Origin of the sequence: Planktothrix agardhii (assembly GCF_904830935.1) — a bacterium.
Taxonomy (GTDB): domain Bacteria; phylum Cyanobacteriota; class Cyanobacteriia; order Cyanobacteriales; family Microcoleaceae; genus Planktothrix; species Planktothrix agardhii.
Genome location: NZ_LR882952.1, coordinates 2,393,968 through 2,408,409, shown reverse-complemented (window position 1 = coordinate 2,408,409; position 14,442 = coordinate 2,393,968). Strand labels below are relative to the sequence as shown.

The following is a 14,442-nucleotide window of genomic DNA, read 5'->3' as shown; positions in this document are numbered from 1 at the left end:
ATACAATAGTTCTATAGGTTGAACCCCAATTTCTCATGTCTGATTTCATATTTGGTGAACGGGGGTGTTCGGATGAAGCATAATCTTGAGCCAGAACCACAAACTTACTCAACCATCGGGGGATATCTATCTGAGGAACACTCGGATCTTGACCCTAAAATCCAATTACTCAGTGCCTACCTGGACAATGAAGCGACGGTTGCAGAGCGCCGTCAAGTTCAGTTGTGGCTGGATACTGATCCTAAGATTAAAGCAACTTTTCTACAATTACTACAACTGCGTTCTCGCTTGCAAAACGCTCCTGTTCCTGCTTCTGGTACTTCGGTACAAAAACTAACCGCCCGCGTTTTCCAAAGTTTAAATCAGAGAACCCGGAGGATGGCAACTTGGGGAGGAACTGCGATCGCGGCTTTATTAGTGATGACTTTTTCTAGTACAATTTCAGGCAATTCCGGGCGTTTTCCGATGTTTGCCCAGTCTGAAACCCTGAACAATTCGGAACCCTTACAAATTGCTTTAAATGAACCTCTGATCCCAATTATTACTCCGAATGCGGTTAGTATTAGTGTGGATCAACCGATTATTCCGATTCCTAAAGCCGCAGTTTCAAGACCCATCAATTAAAATAATATAACCCCAGAGACTTTAAAATATAAGGTTTTTTGGGGTTATATTTTAGGTCTAATCTTGGTTTTTCCAACACCCATCAGGAATTAAAACCCCGGAATAAAACTCAACGGTTTTAATATCCATCAAATAAACCCAAACTAAGCCTAAAGGTTGATGGTTGAGATCAAATACAGAAATTTGTTGTCGCTGATATTCGTTTTCTTCAGCAGGGCGATGGGGTTGGTAATCTTCTAATTGATCTAAATCTAAAAAAATATTAGGGTCTGCAAAGGATAAAATCACCCCCTGTACCATACCATCCCCAGCTACCATCCCTGGATAACCTAAAGATAGAGCATAGAGTGTTCCCACCGCTAAAGCCGGACGCTGGGCCAGGACTCGCCCCTGACAATAGCGTTGATAGTTATATTCCCCTGGCTTGAGCGTACCATAGACAAATACATCAATCTGATTGGTCATAGTTAAGTTGCAATGTCTGTAAGAAAAAGAGATGATTGTACAGTAATTGTCAAAACTTTTTGTTAAGATGATCATCAACAGATCGTCTTGACCGTTGGATGAAGGCGATGATTGGTTTGAATTGAGTTTATTTCCTACTTCTGAATTTATTTATGTTAATAGCCATTAATTTAATTGATTTTTCATTTCATACATTACTGTTAAGTACGTTTTTCCCTGAATTTCCGGTTTTTGACGGGATTTTTTCGACTCAGGGGGTGATGGTGATGCTACTGGCGGCCTATGCCGTGGCCATGTGGATGTTTCTCACCAGCGCACCGAAAGTACATACAATTATGGTTTCTGATTTGAATGTAGCCAGGGATTTTTACGAGGGTTTATTAGGACTGTCCGTGGCAGATGTGCCTTTACATTATTACTATAACTATGAACAAACTTTAGGAGCGACCGGAATTGATCCCCTGTATCTTTCTGCCCCCGTCGGGAACACTGTAACATCTAAAATGCAGGGTACGGAGGGATTATGGTATCAACTAATGAAAAACACTCAGTTACATATTATTAGCGGGGCTAGTTATGGTTCCAAAGATCAAGAACGTCATGTTTGTTTTGATAAAGACTGTTTAGAACAAATTTTAATGCAGGTACAATTGCGCGGGGTAAAACATAAAATTCGCAGTGAAAGACCGTTAAATTTTTTAGTGAAAGATTTAGATGACCGTGTTATTGAAATGACGGAAGTTAAGAGTTAACAGGGGGAGCAGGGGAGGTAAACTTTTTCTATTACCCATTACTCATTACCCATTCCCTATTTCCTTAAAAATAAACACAACGTTCTCCTGTCATTTTAGCTTGTTGTAGGGCTTGATTTATTCGTTCAATGCAGGCGCGATAGTGTTCATTGGGTTGAACTTTTGTATATCCAATATATACAGAAGAATTAGAGGGATTATTTTCAAGGGATTCTTCTTGATTAACTAAACGATCTAAAATTCGGTTGAGTGCTATTTTTGTTCCGGGTAATTCCGAAAAAATAGCTAATAGAAATTCATCCGTTTTCCATTGGGCGACCCAATCACTTTCTCGCAAAATTTGTTTTAATTCCTGCATTAAATTAATAATTTGGCAGGATGGAGTTGCTAAAAAATCTGGGTTTTCATCAGTTAACTGGCTGTCTTCGACGTTAATTATAGCAACACATAGGGATAAATGGTGACGGTTTGCTATACTTAAACACTGGCGAAGATGGGTTTCTGCGGTTTCTCGTTCCAGAACAATTTGCAGGGATTCTTCCTGACGAGACAGAATAATATTTTCTAGGTCTAAAATCTTTTGTTCGTTATTTTTAATTCCCAATTCAATCGCTTGGTGAAGTTGATTTATTTCCAGATAAATACTGGGAGTAAATTTTGGAATTTCTCCTTGATTAAAATATAAATTTAAGGCTTTTGTTATCAATAAAATAGACTCTTTCATATAGTTAATATATCGGGATAATAAAATAATACCAGCTAGATAGGAGTAGGTGAACTACCATAAAACCCTGTCGTCGAGGGACAGCGCACCTTGAAAACTAGGGTTATGGGGTTCTGTATTACTTCAGCATACTATCTACTGAAGAACCAAACTAACTTTTATCTGAAATTAAAGCAACATCAATCTGTTCTTCTCGGGGTTGGCTAATTTCAACTTGTAAATTAGGGCCAAAAAATTTAGCAATTTTGTCTTGTTTTTTTTGCCAATTTTCCAAAGACATAAACGGAGAATCAAACTCTAAAATCAAAGAATAGGAATCATTAATGAGGGTTTCTCGAACACCTTGGAGGAGGGGACGTTCTTCACGGTTAGGGCTAAGTCCCAGACGTTCTAGGACATCGGATAAATGGGCTTCTTGGCCATAGCGATACCGGGTGACATCCTTGCGGACTTGATTTTGGGTGTCTGTAGCCTGTTGTTCTCGGCGAGCTAAGACCTCAGAGGAGGTGGCTTGAGTAAATGGGATGGGTTTGAGTTCCGCCGCTTTCAGGGCTAACCCTCCCAACAATACGGGAATTCCATAGAAAAATCCAGCTAAGTTTAAGGTGGCATTATCCGCAAAATAGGCGGCAAAACCAACTACAGTTAAGATTCCACCCACCACTAAACCTAGGGCGCCCAAAGAAGTTTGACGTAACATATTAATCAAAAGTATTCTGCTAGAACTCACTGTGTTGATTCTAAACTGCTACGCCCTTTTATTAAACGTTCAATATGAACACCAACGACGAAGATCAATCTATTTCTAGTATAAAACGCAAGCTCCTAGAACAGATCAATACCCTCAAGTGCGAAGATGAACGAATGTACAACATCCTGGCCATTGATGTTTGGGCTTTAGCGAAAACGATGGATGAGTTTCAACCCGGGTTTTGGGGGGCGTTTATGAAAAATCGTGAAAAAGCCTTAAAACGTTTCCTGGCTGAGTCGGCTAAAAATAAAACCGACACGGATAGTAAACGCCCTCCATTTTTGCGCTAATCTGTTTAATTTCTAACTAAAATTGGTTTGAATATTAACGCCACGTTGATTCAGAGTGGCTTCAAATAATGGAGTCGAAAGTATTTGTTCTACGGGCCAAACTCCGGGCTTTTGCAGTTTACCCTTTAAGCAAAGTTCCGCAATCGTTCCGGTGCCAATTCCGGCAATTTTAGCGGTATTTTCATGAACAATTGTAGAACAAAAATCAACGGTTTTTCCCTGTTTAATTCCGGTAACACAGGAACGAACTGCTACCCCGATACCACTCCAAAGATCGGTTACATTGGTCATCCGATAACTTACCTGGGATAAAAACTCAATCACGGCGGGATTTTTCAGCCAACTTTCTGGCCACCAATGGGCAACACTCCAGGTTAAATAATTATAAAAATCGGGAATAGTGCCAAATTTGGTAATCACAGTTTTAACGGGAAAAGAGTCTACTAAGGTGAAACATTCTGGCATATCAAACCAATAAACTCCGGTTTTTCCATAGGGGGAAGGAAATTCAATGGTTTCCCTTTCGCTATAGGGTTTAATCGTTTGCCATTGTCCGTTTATCCACACTTGAAATGGAGATTGTAGCCCTAAAAAAGTAGTTCTCATCACGGTAATTCCAGCCCCTCCAGACCCTCCCACCACATAACTTAGGTGGATTTTTTCGACTTGATCAAATTGTTCCACTCCTTGACGCACCATGCTATTAGAAATACCGGGGAAAATACCTGTATTAATAATAGCGGTGACTCCGGCATTTTTAGCTGCTTCAGAATGCTCTAAAATCCGGCGGGTAAAGTCTCGATTATCACTGACATCAATATAGTTAACGTGATGTTGAATACAGGTTTTTAAAACTCCTAAATCTCGATATTGAAATGGCCCGGCACAGTGAATAACTAAGTCAGAATTGGCGATCGCATTTTCTAATTTATCCTGATCTGCTAAATCTAATTCTAACTGTTGAAATCGGGGATTAATTCCTATATTTCCCGTCAATTTTCGTCCAGTAATGGTAATCTCGGCGGCGGTATGTTGGGCGAGATATTCGGCAACACTATTGCCAATTCGTCCTCTACCTCCTAGGATTAAAACTCGTTGATTCATGGGATTATCTCCTGAGTATTATGGGTTTTATTCTAAATATTGAAAAATAGCATTTGCAGTTAATAAATTAGTCGCAAATAAAACCTGTTGTAAGTCACATAACCGCGATATGGCTTCAATAGAGGCGGGGTTAGATTCGACTTTTACCGGATCTCGTAAATAGATAATCGCTTTAACTTGATCTAACAAAATTTGATGACCAATAGCGGTTTCACCTAAAATTAAACTTTCGGGTTCAATTACTTGACTAATGGTTAAATTTGTGCTTTCTATTAAGGCTATTTTTAATTTTTCCGAGGTGACAATGGAAAAGTTATTAATAATATGAAGATGATCCTTGATTAAATTAATTAAATCCGAAAATAAATGATCGTCGGCTAATAATACCAGGATTTCTGTATTATCTTTTTTGTCATTTTTTCGTAAATTATTAATCAGATTACTGGTGACAAAATTAACTAATTTAACCGCTAAATAAGGTTGTTTGAGTTTTAATTTTTCAATATCATCAAAGGTCATAATCGCGATCGCCCCATCACTAGCAGCAATAAAATCCGATCGCAAGCCATGAATAAATGCCATTTCCCCTAATATATCCCCTTTAGTCCGACTGGAATTTTCTATCTGGTCATCACTGATGCTGACTTCCCCAGATAGAATAATCCCAAAGGATGAATCCCGACCTGTTTGGGGCATAATCACTTGTAAATCAAAGAACTTATGAATCGAAAAATATTCGCTAATAGTTTCGATTTCTTCTGTATAAAATTCTTGAAGAATATCGAGTTTTAATAATAATTCTGTTCTATGATCCATTATAGATGCTCCGCCTTTTTACCTAAAATAATAATTGATAATTAATAATTGATAATTGTCAATTATTAATTTCTCTATCTTAATCTATTACTGTTACTCGATGATTTTTTCCCAATTGCAGAAAATGGTAAGATTTGATACTCCTGAAAGCCAGTGGTTTTCCAAGGTGTTATGGGTCGGTGTCGGTTGTGGACGGTTAACCCCAAGAATTTTAATTGAAATGGCAATTCAGCAGGTTTTACAACAGTATAATTTAGGGGAAAATGCGATCATCGGGATTGCCACTTTAGATATCAAAGGGAATGAACCTGGGTTAGTGGAATTGTGCCAAGCCAAAAATTGGCCCTTACGCACCTTCTCCTCAGAAGTATTGCGGGCTGTGGAGGTTCCTAACCCTTCTGCGGGGGTGGGAATAGTAGTCGGAACAATGAGTGTAGCCGAAGCCGCCGCCTTAGAAGCCGCCGGAGTCAAAACCTTACTGGTTTCTAAGCAAATTTATCGAGTATCAACGCCTGAGAGCAGACAGGCGGTAACGGTGGCCATTGCTCAAGTTCAACGGAAAACCCCAGAGGAATTTTGATAAAGTTTGGTTAAATATTTTAGCAAAATGTAAAGGTCGATGAGTTTTACAATATCCCTGTTGTTAAAGTCAGGTAAGGGTTTAGACACTTTCAGGGTTTAATTCGGGTCAGGTGGGGAAGATCGGAACTTGGTACAATGCAACCAGCGAATGATTCTTGGAATTCTGAACCTTTTAATTTTTATGACAACTGCAACAGCTTATCCTAACGCCCCGGATCTCTCCACCGATGATTATGTCGTCATTGGTTTAGCGACCTGTTTTGTTAAAGAAGATGGGGAAGTTCATCAAGTGAAAGTGGTTGAACCCATTCCCTCAGCGGCTTTAGAAGCAATTCTGAAAGGAGTTCCGACTTCTTATGAGGTAGCTTTGGCGGTGACATTAGGTTCTATTTTGATGAACGCAGAGGCTAAAATTCCCGCAGAATTAACAACAGATGCCCATTTTTGTGAGAATTTTAGCGATCGCGCGATCGCCGCAACTCGCACTTACAAGAATCGACCCCAAGCTAAACTTCATATTCCTTTAGGAACAAGTTTTAAAGAATTTAATTACTCCTTAGAACGAAAACGGGTTTTAAATTCCGAGCGAATGATTCGGACGGAAGATAATGTCAAACAACACGCTTATACTCACCAAGTTTTGTAATTCTATTTAAGAAATTTCAATGGGGGCAAAATCCCTTGATATTAGCTTGATTTTCAAGAAATTGCCTCCCATTTTTTTTAATTATTTTGATTGTCCTGTTCTTGGGTTGGTTGTAACTCTTGAATTTGCGCGACAGTTAATTGTGTTGTTTCGGCAATTTGTTCTAAACTCATGCCCATTTTGAGTAATAGAATTGCCACTTGTTTTAAGGCTTCAGCGCGACCTTCGCTAAGACCTTCAGCACGACCCTGTTCTTTCCCTTGTCGTAAAATTTCTTGATACATGGTGGATTCTTGCATAATATCACTCCTGATAATCCGTTGAATGACTTCGGGTTCTAATACTAATCCGGCGAGAATTGCAGATGCGGCCATTAAATTACTTTGAACTCGCTGATCTGCAATTTGTTGAGTTATTTGGGAGATTTGAGTTAAGACCAGGGCGGGATCATTAGTCTGACTTAATACCGCAAAAGGTAATAACCCAGGAATTCTCAAAAACTCCTCTGTTGGCTGTTCCCAAAGACGAATGACCTCAAATTCATGGGAGGTTTTTTCTAATCTAAAGGTATTTTGTTGAACTAAAGGAGATTTTGTTGGTTGTAAATAAATCACCACCTGACGCATTGACTTTTGCGGAAACCGTCGATATACCCTAACTCGATAATCTAACATCCGAAATGGCATGATCGCATCCGGTTGAGTTTGGAATTCCGTATGCAATACCAACTCATCAGATTGGAGTAAAATTAAGGAATCTGCGCGAATTGGTTCTAAGGATAACTCGGTTGGGCTCAGTTGTGTTAACTGAATCGGAAAACCTAATAACCAACTGGCTAAATCCTCGGAAAAATTCTCCGCTAGAAATTTGCAGATATTATCAAACACGGTTTTTTTCCTGGGTCTGAATATTAATCATGTTTTCTCCTTCTAATTTTATGATAAACTTTTTGAGGAAGTTCTCATCTTAAAAAAGGATAAAGATTCATGTTAAAACTATATGGTGGCGGTCGCAGTCGGGCTTCAATTGTTCAATGGTATTTAGAAGAAATTGCGGTTCCCTACGAGTTTATTTTGTTAGATATGGCGGCGGGGGAACACCTGCAACCTGAATTTTTATCAATTAATCCAATGGGTAAAGTTCCGGCTATTGTAGAAGATGATTTTCAACTCTGGGAGTCGGGCGCGATTTTATTATATTTAGCCGAAAAACACGGTAAATTGCCCAATTCTGTTGAAGAAAGAGCTATCATTACACAATGGGTATTATTTGGTAATGCTACCTTGGGAACGGGGATTTTTATAGAAGCGAATCGGGAAAAAGAAACTCCTCGTTTACTCAATCCTTTAAATAAAATTCTGAGTCAACAACCCTTTTTAATGGGTGATGAATTGAACATAGCTGATATTGCGGTAGGTTCAATTTTGGCTTATATTCCCCTGATGTTGAAGTTGGATTTAAGCGCCTATCCGGCGGTTTTAGAATATATTCAACGTTTAAACGAAAGACCTGCTTTCCAAAAAACAATTGGTGGAAGCAAGTAATATTAACGGGAAAATGCTATCAGCGTCGAGTTAAAAAGATTGGAAAGTCAAACCCCAAATTTTCTAACTCAACGCTGATAGCTTAAACTTGTTTTCTTATTTGAATCCCACAGAGGCTTGCCAAACGAAAGCCAACAACAGGAAAAATACGGGGATAACGGGCAAAATGTCAACAACCGGGCTAAAAATAGAGTAAGCTTCGGGTAGCTTTGCTAACAGCAGTGTTGCTTCCATGAATTAATATACCTCTGGGAAAAATTATTTGGGCGAATTTTTACACATTTTACCACGCCCGGTCATGGCAACTGACGAATTTTAAAAGTTGCTGCTCAATCCCAATTTTGGTGATATAGCAGGGAACACCGGAACAGCCCCCCCCAAACCCCCCGTGCACGGGGGGCTAGGGGGGAAGGGAACACCGGGGGAAAATACTTCACTGTCTGGGTTCCAAGATCCGTCTTTATCCTAACTGCCTTGGCGGTTGTGATATCCTCCAAAATCCGTTAACGGCTACTAAGTTATTATGGGCTATTGAAACGGAAGGTTTGAAAGTCTTGGGGGCTGGATGGATCATGAACTAGCCTGAGTTTGACTCGATAAAAGGGGACTAACAACTGGTTTTAGAGCAAAAAAATCTTCATAAATTCGCTCACCAACATGATTCATCCGATGTTGCAAATCATCTAAAAATTCATGAATTCCTGTTTGCATAATTTCTTCAATCGTCAGATAATCGAGTTCAGAACGTAACCGTCCTAACTCCCGTTCGGCAGGATTTTGCCAGGTTCCGGGGCTAGTTCCAGTAATACATTGAAGTGATCGCTCCGCTTGTAACAAACAATATTGAATTGAACGGGGAAACTCCCGATCCAAGATTAAAAATTCTACCACCCTAGAGGGTGTAATTCGGTGTTGTTTGCGTTTCCGATACATTTCATAAGCACTAGCAGATTTCAACAATGCAATCCACTGAATTTCATCAATAGTTGTTCCCACATCCTGTACGGAAGGTAACAAAATATAATACTTAACATCTAAAATTCGAGAGGTTTTATCCGCCCGTTCTAATAATCTCCCCATATTGCCAAAATGCCACCCTTCATTATGGGACATCGTAGCATCCATCACCCCCGCAAACAGGTGTCCGCGCATTTTCACTTGATAGAAAAAGTCGGAGAGTTGAGAGGAACTATCTCCCAAAGCCGCATCTCTAACCATCATATAAAATTCATTCACCTGTTCCCACATTTCCGAGGAAATAATTTCTCGAACGGAACGAGCATTTTCCCGGGCAGCCCGTAAACAAGATAAAATAGAACTGGGATAATTACTATCAAAGGTCAAAAATCGGATCACATTTTCTGCGGTCGCCTCTCCATAACGTTCTTTAAACAGTTCTAAATCTCCCGTTGTGACAATAATTGGTTTCCACTGTTGTTGAACACCAGAAGGAGAATCTAATAATAAATTTTGATTAACGTCAATAAAACGAGCAATATTTTCCGCCCGTTCTACATAACGATTTAACCAATAAATAGAATCTGCAACACGACTTAACATATTAAAAATTGTTAATGGTTTACTGTTTAATAAGATGAAGCCACCCCCAAAAAATCCATGAAATCCGATCACAGATTTATTCACATAAAACCCAAGTATCCTTAGTCCCTCCTCCTTGAGAAGAATTAACAACTAATGACCCTTTTTTCATCGCCACCCGGGTTAATCCCCCTGGATGAACATAGATATCCTCACCATATAAAATATAGGGTCTTAAATCAACGTGACACCCTTCAAAAGTATCTCCTAATAAGGTTGGAACGCGAGATAGAGATAATGTTGGTTGTGCAATATAATTTCGGGGATTCGCCTTGATTTTTTGGGCAAATTCTTGACGTTCTGCTTCGGTAGATTGGGTTCCAATTAACATCCCATATCCTCCCGCTTCATTCGCCGCTTTAACGACTAATTTATCGAGATTATCTAGCACATATTTCAGTTGTTTAGGTTCCCAACATAAATAGGTCGGAACATTGGATAAAATTTGTTCTTCTCCTAAATAATATTGAGTCATTTGGGGAACATAAGCATAAATCACTTTATCATCTGCAATTCCAGTTCCCAAAGCATTCGCCAGAGCAACCCGACCATTTCGATACACTTCCGTTAACCCGGGAACCCCTAACATTGATTCAGGATTAAAAACTAACGGATCAATGAAATTATCATCAATTCTGCGATAAATCACATCCACCCGTTGTAAACCCTTAGTGTTTCGCATCTGCACATAGCCATCACTGACCACTAAATCCCGTCCTTCGACTAATTCCACCCCCATTTGTTGGGCTAAAAATGAGTGTTCAAAGTAGGCGGAATTGTACATCCCCGGAGTTAAAACAACAACCGTCGGATTAGTAATATGATCCCCCACTAAATTGAGCAAGGTATCTAATAAATGACTAGGGTATTCATCAACGGGTTGAATCCCTAATTTAGCAAAAAGTTGGGGAAATGTGCTTTTCATTACCCGGCGATTTTCTAAAACATAGGAAACCCCCGATGGACAGCGCAAATTATCTTCCAGAACGTACCATTTTCCCTCTTGATCTCTAACTAAATCTGTACCTGTAATATGACACCAAATTCCTTTAGGAGGTTTTAACCCCATACAGGGTTTAAGAAATCCTTTAGAAGACAGGATTAATTCTTCGGGAATAATTCCATCTTTAACAATTTTTTGTTCCCCATAAATATCATTAATAAATAGATTTAATACATAAATACGTTGCTTCAATCCGCTTTCTAAATGAGACCATTCTGAAGCAGAAACAATTCTAGGAATTAAGTCAAAGGGTAATATTCTTTCTGTTCCTTCACTATCATTATAAACGTTAAAAGTTGCTCCTAATTTCATCATTGCTGTTTTAGCCGCTTCCTGTCGAATTTCTAAATCCCCTGGGGATAAAGAATTAATTCGATCAATTAACTGGGCTGCATAGGAACGAGGTTGTCCTTTCGCCACAAACAGTTCATCGTAAAATTCACCCGGATCGTAAGATTGAAATTGCACAGCCTTTAGCCCCTATCTTTTAGAGTTCTAGTAGTCACCAGAAAGGTCAGAACATAGAATCGTGCCGAAACATATATGGTACATTATTTCTGTTCTCTGTTTCCTGTGCACTACTATACTTGAAATTTGACATCCTCCCCGCCGCGAACGGGCAGGAATTCCGTACATTTCAACAAATCAAAACATGATAACGGTTAACTGTAGCTTTTGATACTAATTTATAAAGCCTTAATTTTAACTTAACCCACCGTTGGGAGGTACTGAAGTTATTGGCTGAACACAAATTCTACAATTATTGGCCAGGTACTCAGGGGAAAGGCAAATTCTTGAATTGGGACTGGACTGGTCTTTGATCAATAGCAGTTTGGATCACCTTGCTTGTTTTTGGGTATAGTAGTATCCTAGCCAATGTATTCGTCTTCAGACAAAGATGTGAGCGCAAACAGTGATGGATTTAGTTGACATTTGGATTGACGATTCAAAATAAGCAACTTATAGTCTATAAAATCCTAAACTAATATTTTGGGATTTATTCTGTTTAGTTAAGATTTGTAATACATATCGTGAGAGAACTACGTTAGGTTTCGATAAAATAGGAGTGATTGTATGGCTTTCGGCAATTTAGTGGTTACGTTAATTATTGGATTCGTGGTAGGTGTAGGACTTGCCTACTGGTGGTTTGACAAACAGATCTCCAATCAAAAAAAGAGTATAGAGGAAAACAATCGTCAGCAACGAGAGGAACAAGACAAATTATATCTGATTCGGACTCAACAAACTATTCAAGAGTCAGAACAAAAATATCAAAATCAACTTCAGCAAGCAATAGAAACATCGGAAAATCAATATCAAGCTCAACTTGAACAGATGAGTGTGCAGTTACAGGAGAAAGATACTCAAGTTCAACAACTGAATCAATCTCTTTTTGAATCTGAAACTCAGGTTGCACAACTGACAGAACAATTGCAAGAAAGTGAAGCTGAAGTTATAAAACTCAATGACTTTTTGATTCAGTATCAAACAATGTTAGAGGAGGTAAATTCTGAATTAGAAGCCAGTCAAGCACAGGTGAGTCAGTTTTCTACAAATCAAGCGGTTGAATCTGAAATTCAACCAGAATCTCCGATTTTAGCATCTCCTACCATTGAAGAAATTGTAGAAGAATCTCCGATTTTAGCATCTCCTACCATTGAAGAAATTGTAGAAGAATCTCCGGTTTTAGCATCTCCTACCATTGAAGAAATTGTAGAAGAATCTCCGGTTTTAGCATCTCCTACCATTGAAGAAATTGTAGAAGAATCTCCGGTTTTAGCATCTCCTACCATTGAAGAAATTGTAGAAGAATCTCCGGTTTTAGCATCTCCTACCATTGAAGAAATTGTAGAAGAATCTCCGGTTTTAGCATCTCCTACCATTGAAGAAATTGTAGAAGAATCTCCGGTTTTAGCATCTCCTACCATTGAAGAAATTGTAGAAGAATCTCCGATTTTAGCATCTCCTACCATTGAAGAAATTGTAGAAGAATCTCCGGTTTTAGCATCTCCTACCATTGAAGAAATTGTAGAAGAATCTCCGATTTTAGCATCTCCTACCATTGAAGAAATTGTAGAAGAATCTCCGGTTTTAGCATCTCCTACCATTGAAGAAATTGTAGAAGAATCTCCGGTTTTAGCATCTCCTACCATTGAAGAAATTGTAGAAGAATCTCCGGTTTTAGCATCTCCTACCATTGAAGAAATTGTAGAAGAATCTCCGGTTTTAGCATCTCCTACCATTGAAGAAATTGTAGAAGAATCTCCGATTTTAGCATCTCCTACCATTGAAGAAATTGTAGAAGAATCTCCGGTTTTAGCATCTCCTACCATTGAAGAAATCGTAGAAGAATCTCCGATTTTAGCATCTCCTACCGTCGAGGAAATTATAACATTACCCACGACAAATATTCAAACAGAAAATATCACATTACCTCCAACCAAAACTTCATCAGAAGAAGAATTGATTCAACAAATTTCAGCAATTGGATCATCAGGAAATTTTGGATCTACTAACATATTAACTGGATATTTACAACATTCTAACCCTCAAGTTCGTTATGCTGTTGCTTCAACATTAGGGAAACTTACAGCTTCCGGTCGATTAAGTCGAGAAGTCCAACAAAGCATTCCTCTTTTAACTCGATTAAGTCAAGATATTGATCCAAGTGTTCGTCAAGAAGCGATTATTGCATTAGGAAAAATACCCTCTCATCAAGTGATTCCGATTTTACAGAAAGCACTCCGAGATCCTCAGATTTCAGTCGCACAATCGGCTAGTATTGCATTAAACAAATTCAAAGTTTATCGCGTTCAGCCGAAATCTCAGCCTAAATCTCTAATGTTGAGAAAACCGAATATATCCAGCAATCCTAAATAGATTGTAATACCTATTATTTGTGAAGTTGCCAATAATTTATCCCCCCCAAAAACTATTAAAAAAAAGGGGGGAATAAATTTTACCACCATTAAAACATAGCACTTAATCTATTAAAAATAAATGCTAAAACGGCAATACCGACAATAGCAATTAATATAATTAATAATAATAATCCCCCCAATAATAGAAAAACAAACCAAGGATCGGCTTTTTCCCCCAGTTCAGGGGAATTAACGTAATCTTCTAAAAGTTCAACGTTTTTAACATTAGCTTTCCAAGCGACATCAAAAATATCTCCAAATACCGGGACAGTTCCCGTAATAGTTTCTAAGGCAATATTGGATACCATTGTAATTAAAGTTTCCCTGGGTAAACCCAACTTAAATGCCTCAAATACAATATAAATAGATAACACTCCTCCTAATATATCCCCACCCCCAGGAATTAACCCTAAAATCGGATCAATTCCCAACCCAATTGATGTACCAGGAACTCGAATAGCATTATCTAAAAGGGTACTCAGACTTCGCATTCTGCGGACAATAATAGTTCTTTCAGGATCAGAATTTGAGGGTTTTATAGATTTCATTTTGTTTGTATTTTATAATAAAAATTCCCCCCTACTTAAAATAAAGGAGGGAGGAATGATGGTGCTAAAGCAC

The 14,442-nt window shown here is 38.6% G+C and carries 17 protein-coding genes; 7 read left to right on the top strand and 10 right to left on the bottom strand.

What is annotated here, in order from left to right:
* The first annotated feature begins 72 nt into the window (after positions 1–72).
* Entirely contained in the window at positions 73–624 is a 552-nt protein-coding gene (locus NMG88_RS11225; protein WP_235752256.1) for an anti-sigma factor family protein, read from the top strand.
* A 57-nt stretch (positions 625–681) separates the two neighbouring features.
* Here NMG88_RS11225 and NMG88_RS11220 read toward each other — a convergent pair whose 3' ends face one another.
* On the bottom strand, positions 682–1,089 hold the full coding sequence (locus NMG88_RS11220) for a gamma-glutamylcyclotransferase family protein (protein ID WP_026788414.1): 408 nt from the start codon (positions 1,087–1,089) through the stop codon (positions 682–684).
* A gap of 152 nt (positions 1,090–1,241) precedes the next feature.
* Between NMG88_RS11220 and NMG88_RS11215 the strand changes: the two genes are divergently transcribed.
* Positions 1,242–1,841: a VOC family protein gene (locus NMG88_RS11215; RefSeq protein ID WP_026796882.1), complete on the top strand. Its 600-nt coding sequence runs from the start codon at positions 1,242–1,244 to the stop codon at positions 1,839–1,841.
* A 64-nt stretch (positions 1,842–1,905) separates the two neighbouring features.
* Here the strand turns inward: NMG88_RS11215 and NMG88_RS11210 are convergent, their stop codons facing one another.
* Positions 1,906–2,565 (bottom strand): diguanylate cyclase domain-containing protein, encoded by a 660-nt coding sequence (locus tag NMG88_RS11210; RefSeq protein ID WP_026794976.1) that lies wholly within the window; start codon positions 2,563–2,565, stop codon positions 1,906–1,908.
* 151 nt (positions 2,566–2,716) lie between these two features.
* Positions 2,717–3,265 (bottom strand): DUF2854 domain-containing protein, encoded by a 549-nt coding sequence (locus NMG88_RS11205; RefSeq protein ID WP_026794975.1) that lies wholly within the window; start codon positions 3,263–3,265, stop codon positions 2,717–2,719.
* 74 nt (positions 3,266–3,339) lie between these two features.
* Between NMG88_RS11205 and NMG88_RS11200 the strand changes: the two genes are divergently transcribed.
* Positions 3,340–3,606 carry a hypothetical protein gene (locus NMG88_RS11200; RefSeq protein ID WP_026788418.1) on the top strand — a complete coding sequence of 89 codons (267 nt, stop codon included), beginning with the start codon at positions 3,340–3,342 and terminating at the stop codon, positions 3,604–3,606.
* Positions 3,607–3,618: 12 nt separating this feature from the next.
* On the opposite strand, the gene NMG88_RS11195 is transcribed toward NMG88_RS11200, so the two are convergent.
* Positions 3,619–4,710 carry a saccharopine dehydrogenase family protein gene (locus NMG88_RS11195; protein WP_042155253.1) on the bottom strand — a complete coding sequence of 364 codons (1,092 nt, stop codon included), beginning with the start codon at positions 4,708–4,710 and terminating at the stop codon, positions 3,619–3,621.
* 27 nt (positions 4,711–4,737) lie between these two features.
* A complete protein-coding gene (locus NMG88_RS11190) occupies positions 4,738–5,526 on the bottom strand; it encodes a hypothetical protein (RefSeq protein ID WP_052369631.1) in 789 nt (262 codons plus the stop codon).
* A 100-nt stretch (positions 5,527–5,626) separates the two neighbouring features.
* On the opposite strand from NMG88_RS11190, the gene NMG88_RS11185 reads away from it, so the two are divergent.
* Positions 5,627–6,106: a cobalamin biosynthesis protein gene (locus NMG88_RS11185; protein ID WP_227350929.1), complete on the top strand. Its 480-nt coding sequence runs from the start codon at positions 5,627–5,629 to the stop codon at positions 6,104–6,106.
* A gap of 183 nt (positions 6,107–6,289) precedes the next feature.
* Positions 6,290–6,754, top strand: a complete 465-nt coding sequence (locus NMG88_RS11180; RefSeq protein ID WP_079679580.1) for a hypothetical protein — start codon at positions 6,290–6,292, stop codon at positions 6,752–6,754.
* 77 nt (positions 6,755–6,831) lie between these two features.
* On the opposite strand, the gene NMG88_RS11175 is transcribed toward NMG88_RS11180, so the two are convergent.
* Positions 6,832–7,641, bottom strand: coding sequence for an Rpn family recombination-promoting nuclease/putative transposase (locus NMG88_RS11175; protein WP_042155255.1), 810 nt, complete (start codon positions 7,639–7,641; stop codon positions 6,832–6,834).
* A 99-nt stretch (positions 7,642–7,740) separates the two neighbouring features.
* On the opposite strand from NMG88_RS11175, the gene NMG88_RS11170 reads away from it, so the two are divergent.
* A complete protein-coding gene (locus NMG88_RS11170) occupies positions 7,741–8,298 on the top strand; it encodes a glutathione S-transferase family protein (RefSeq protein WP_227350931.1) in 558 nt (185 codons plus the stop codon).
* 96 nt (positions 8,299–8,394) lie between these two features.
* On the opposite strand, the gene NMG88_RS11165 is transcribed toward NMG88_RS11170, so the two are convergent.
* The 3 genes from NMG88_RS11165 to NMG88_RS11155 all read right to left on the bottom strand — a co-directional run bounded on the left by NMG88_RS11165 (position 8,395) and on the right by NMG88_RS11155 (position 11,368).
* The gene (locus NMG88_RS11165) at positions 8,395–8,532 is read right to left on the bottom strand and encodes a photosystem II reaction center protein K (RefSeq protein WP_071782508.1); all 138 of its coding nucleotides are present in this window, start codon (positions 8,530–8,532) and stop codon (positions 8,395–8,397) included.
* 336 nt (positions 8,533–8,868) lie between these two features.
* A complete protein-coding gene (locus NMG88_RS11160) occupies positions 8,869–9,858 on the bottom strand; it encodes an alpha-E domain-containing protein (RefSeq protein ID WP_042157678.1) in 990 nt (329 codons plus the stop codon).
* Positions 9,859–9,934: 76 nt separating this feature from the next.
* Entirely contained in the window at positions 9,935–11,368 is a 1,434-nt protein-coding gene (locus NMG88_RS11155) for a circularly permuted type 2 ATP-grasp protein (RefSeq protein WP_042155259.1), read from the bottom strand.
* Positions 11,369–11,974: 606 nt separating this feature from the next.
* On the opposite strand from NMG88_RS11155, the gene NMG88_RS11150 reads away from it, so the two are divergent.
* Entirely contained in the window at positions 11,975–13,780 is a 1,806-nt protein-coding gene (locus tag NMG88_RS11150; RefSeq protein ID WP_254035423.1) for a HEAT repeat domain-containing protein, read from the top strand.
* 88 nt (positions 13,781–13,868) lie between these two features.
* On the opposite strand, the gene NMG88_RS11145 is transcribed toward NMG88_RS11150, so the two are convergent.
* Complete coding sequence (locus NMG88_RS11145; RefSeq protein WP_227350933.1) at positions 13,869–14,369, bottom strand: DUF4112 domain-containing protein; 501 nt, start codon at positions 14,367–14,369, stop codon at positions 13,869–13,871.
* Positions 14,370–14,442: the final 73 nt, after the last annotated feature.

What these genes read in the sequence shown, in the direction of transcription:
- NMG88_RS11225 (WP_235752256.1), top strand. Translation starts at nt 73, where the DNA reads ATGAAGCATAATCTTGAGCCAGAACCACAAACTTACTCAACCATCGGG.
- NMG88_RS11220 (WP_026788414.1), bottom strand. Translation starts at nt 1,089, where the DNA reads ATGACCAATCAGATTGATGTATTTGTCTATGGTACGCTCAAGCCAGGG.
- NMG88_RS11215 (WP_026796882.1), top strand. Translation starts at nt 1,242, where the DNA reads ATGTTAATAGCCATTAATTTAATTGATTTTTCATTTCATACATTACTG.
- NMG88_RS11210 (WP_026794976.1), bottom strand. Translation starts at nt 2,565, where the DNA reads ATGAAAGAGTCTATTTTATTGATAACAAAAGCCTTAAATTTATATTTT.
- NMG88_RS11205 (WP_026794975.1), bottom strand. Translation starts at nt 3,265, where the DNA reads ATGTTACGTCAAACTTCTTTGGGCGCCCTAGGTTTAGTGGTGGGTGGA.
- NMG88_RS11200 (WP_026788418.1), top strand. Translation starts at nt 3,340, where the DNA reads ATGAACACCAACGACGAAGATCAATCTATTTCTAGTATAAAACGCAAG.
- NMG88_RS11195 (WP_042155253.1), bottom strand. Translation starts at nt 4,710, where the DNA reads ATGAATCAACGAGTTTTAATCCTAGGAGGTAGAGGACGAATTGGCAAT.
- NMG88_RS11190 (WP_052369631.1), bottom strand. Translation starts at nt 5,526, where the DNA reads ATGGATCATAGAACAGAATTATTATTAAAACTCGATATTCTTCAAGAA.
- NMG88_RS11185 (WP_227350929.1), top strand. Translation starts at nt 5,627, where the DNA reads ATGATTTTTTCCCAATTGCAGAAAATGGTAAGATTTGATACTCCTGAA.
- NMG88_RS11180 (WP_079679580.1), top strand. Translation starts at nt 6,290, where the DNA reads ATGACAACTGCAACAGCTTATCCTAACGCCCCGGATCTCTCCACCGAT.
- NMG88_RS11170 (WP_227350931.1), top strand. Translation starts at nt 7,741, where the DNA reads ATGTTAAAACTATATGGTGGCGGTCGCAGTCGGGCTTCAATTGTTCAA.
- NMG88_RS11165 (WP_071782508.1), bottom strand. Translation starts at nt 8,532, where the DNA reads ATGGAAGCAACACTGCTGTTAGCAAAGCTACCCGAAGCTTACTCTATT.
- NMG88_RS11160 (WP_042157678.1), bottom strand. Translation starts at nt 9,858, where the DNA reads ATGTTAAGTCGTGTTGCAGATTCTATTTATTGGTTAAATCGTTATGTA.
- NMG88_RS11150 (WP_254035423.1), top strand. Translation starts at nt 11,975, where the DNA reads ATGGCTTTCGGCAATTTAGTGGTTACGTTAATTATTGGATTCGTGGTA.
- NMG88_RS11145 (WP_227350933.1), bottom strand. Translation starts at nt 14,369, where the DNA reads ATGAAATCTATAAAACCCTCAAATTCTGATCCTGAAAGAACTATTATT.